This window comes from Pseudonocardia sp. KRD291, assembly GCF_019263595.1.
Taxonomy (GTDB): Bacteria; Actinomycetota; Actinomycetes; order Mycobacteriales; family Pseudonocardiaceae; genus Pseudonocardia.
On sequence record NZ_JADQDD010000465.1, the window covers coordinates 1 to 2,658 of the forward strand.

Genomic DNA, 2,658 nt, shown 5'->3' on the forward strand with positions numbered 1-2,658 from the left:
CGGGTCCTCGTCGGCGGCCGGGTCGTCCGGCGTCGTGCCCAGCCGGAGCTCCTGGTCGGCCAGCCCGTCGCCGTCGAGGTCGGTGAACAGGGACAGCACGTCCCCGGTCGCCACGACGACGGTGTCCGGCGTGCCGTCGCCGTCCGCGTCGACGTCGGCGGTCCCGACCGGCACCCGTCCGGGCGCGTTCCCGACGTCGAACAGGCCGGCGGAGTCCATCTCCGCCGGGTCCGGGTCGGGCAGACCCGGAGGCCGTCCGGTCCAGTCAGCGACGTGCATCGCGGAGCCCCGCCAGCTCGGCCGCGACCCGGTTCCGCCGGTCGGTGACCGCCCGGTGCAGCGCGGCCCCGGCGGCACGCTCGACCTCGATCGCCCGGCGCGCCAGGTCGCGCTCGGCCTCGACCCGGACGGCCGCCAGCGCGGCCGACGTCTGCACCCGCACCCGCGCCCGCTCCGAGGCCTCGGAGCGCAGGAACGCCAGGGACCCGAGCAGCAGGACCACCCCGGCGACGGTCAGCGCGGTGGCCCAGCCCAGTCCACCGGCGGCGAGCAGCGGGATCCCGGCCGCTCCGGCCGGCAGTCGCGGGTCCGCCGCGATCCCGGCCCAGGGACCGCGGCGGGCGGGCCCGGCCGCCGGGGCCGCCCCGGCCGGTGCGGGGCCCGCGCCGGCCGGGGCGCCCGGCAGCGGTATCGGCGGGGGCAGCGGTATCGGGGCCGCGCCGGGGCACAGGCCGGCGGCGACCCGGCGGACGGCCGGGCCGGCCACGGCGTCGAAGCGCTCCGCGGACCGACGACGGATGCCGTCGAGCTCGCCGGCCAACCAGGACGGCAGCTGCGCACGCCCGGTCCGACCGGAGCCGTCCGCGCGTTCCGCGGCGCGCCGCGCGAGGTCGTCCAGGTCCGCGGCGAGCCCGGCCGAGCAGCTCAGACGCGTCAGCCCGAGCACGGCGCGCAGGTCGGCGTGGTGCCCGTCGGCGAGCCGGCGGTGGGTCGCGGCCAGCTCCCGGCCCCGCGCCGACGCGGCCTCGCGCGTCCGGTCGGTCCGGCCGGGCACCACACACGGCGCCGTCACGACGCCGACCCCGTCACGGCGGCGGCGGCACGGGCGGCGGCATCGTCACGGGCGGCGGAGTCCGCGTCCGCTCCTGCGTCCGGAACCCGGTTGCGGAACCGCGTGCCCACGGCGAGCAGCAGGAGCCCGGCCCCGATGAACGCCGCGACCCGGCCGAGACCGTCGAGGGCCAGCAGGTCGAACAGGACCAGCTTGGCCAGCGCGACACCGACCAGCACGTACCCGGCCCGGGAGGCCGATGCGCGGGCGAGCAGGGCCAGGCCCAGCACCGTGATCCCGACCGTGACCAGGACGTGTCCGGTCAGGAACCCGGCCGCGCCGGGCAGGACGAGCTGCGTCCCGGCCACGACCAGCCACGCCACCCCGTAGAGCCCGGTCACCACCGGCGGTAGCCAGACCCCGACCGGGCGCCCGTCCGCACCGAGCAGACCGCAGCGTCGTGCCGCGGCGAGCAACGCCGCCGCGACGAGCACCAGCAGCGCGGCGCCCACCGCCGCGAGGCCGAGGCCCGCGCCGTCGGACCGGGGCAGCGGCTCGAGCAGGGGGCCGTGCAGGGAACCGAGCAGTGCGGACGGGTCGGCGAGGACTGCGACGCAGAGCAGGACCCCGGGGACCGCGAAACCGGTCCCCGCCACCAGGACGGTGCGCATCCGCAGCACGGCCGCCACCGTCACCAGCGCCAGGGCCTCGACGAGCAGGGCGACGGTCAGTGACCCACCGTCGAGCAGTAGCGCGGTCGCGGTCATCGCCAGAGTTCCGGCCACGGCCGCAGCTCCGAGCCGGACCCTGTGGTCGAGCGCCCGCGCCGCGGCCATCCCGGCCGGCGCGATCGCGGCCGCTGCGGCGACCGCGGCCCCGGCGACGCCCCCGAGGACGGCCGCGGACACGAGCAGCGGCAGGGGGGCCAGCACCAGGGTCAGCACCGGCGGGGCCGGCGGCGGGCGCAGCCCGGCGAGCGCCGCGACGGCCGCCCCGAGCGCCAGCGCCACCGCGGCCACCGCGACGACGGCCACGTCGTCGGCCGTCCGATCGCTGATCAGCGCGACGACGGCGGCGAGCAGCCCGTGCACGGCCGTGGCCAGCGCGGCGACCGGGTTCAGCACCGCCCAGCGCTTCCGGCCGGCCCGGCGCAGCGCCGCCGCACCGGCCGCCGCCTGCAGCACCAGGGCCAGCCCCAGCCCCAGCGCACCGGGTCCTCCGGCCACCACCGGCAGCGCGAGCTCGGCCGCGACCAGGACGCCGAGCGCCAACGGCAGGCTCCGCCATCGGTCGGCGAGCAGTGTCCCGCCCAGCGCCACGGCCAGGCAGCCGGCCAGCCCGGCCGCCACCGGCAGCAGCGGATGGAGCGCGGTGGCCGCGGCCACGCTGCAGAACAGGGCCAGGATCCCGGTCCCGGCCAGTGCGGACGCGGCCGTCCCGGGCCCGGTCCGGTGGGTCACCCGGGTCCCGGCGCCCACCAGTGCGGCGCCGAGTACCGCGCCGCAGGCGACCCGGACCGGGGGCGAGAACCAGCCCGCCGTCGCCGCGAGCGCCAGCAGCATCACCACGCCGCCGACGGTCACGACGGCACCGGCCCAGACCGGCAG

At 79.6% G+C, this 2,658-nt stretch carries 3 protein-coding genes; all 3 read right to left on the reverse strand.

Going from position 1 to position 2,658, the window contains the following annotated elements:
* On the reverse strand, window positions 1-279 hold a 279-nt coding region (locus I4I78_RS31770; RefSeq protein WP_374225961.1), incomplete at its 3' end, for a DUF6802 family protein.
* Window positions 266-1,072, reverse strand: coding sequence for a hypothetical protein (locus tag I4I78_RS31775; protein ID WP_218615205.1), 807 nt, complete (start codon window positions 1,070-1,072; stop codon window positions 266-268). The genes I4I78_RS31770 and I4I78_RS31775, both read right to left, overlap by 14 nt.
* A partial coding sequence (locus I4I78_RS31780) for a DUF2339 domain-containing protein (protein ID WP_218615206.1) occupies window positions 1,069-2,658 on the reverse strand: 1,590 nt, incomplete at its 5' end. The genes I4I78_RS31775 and I4I78_RS31780, both read right to left, overlap by 4 nt.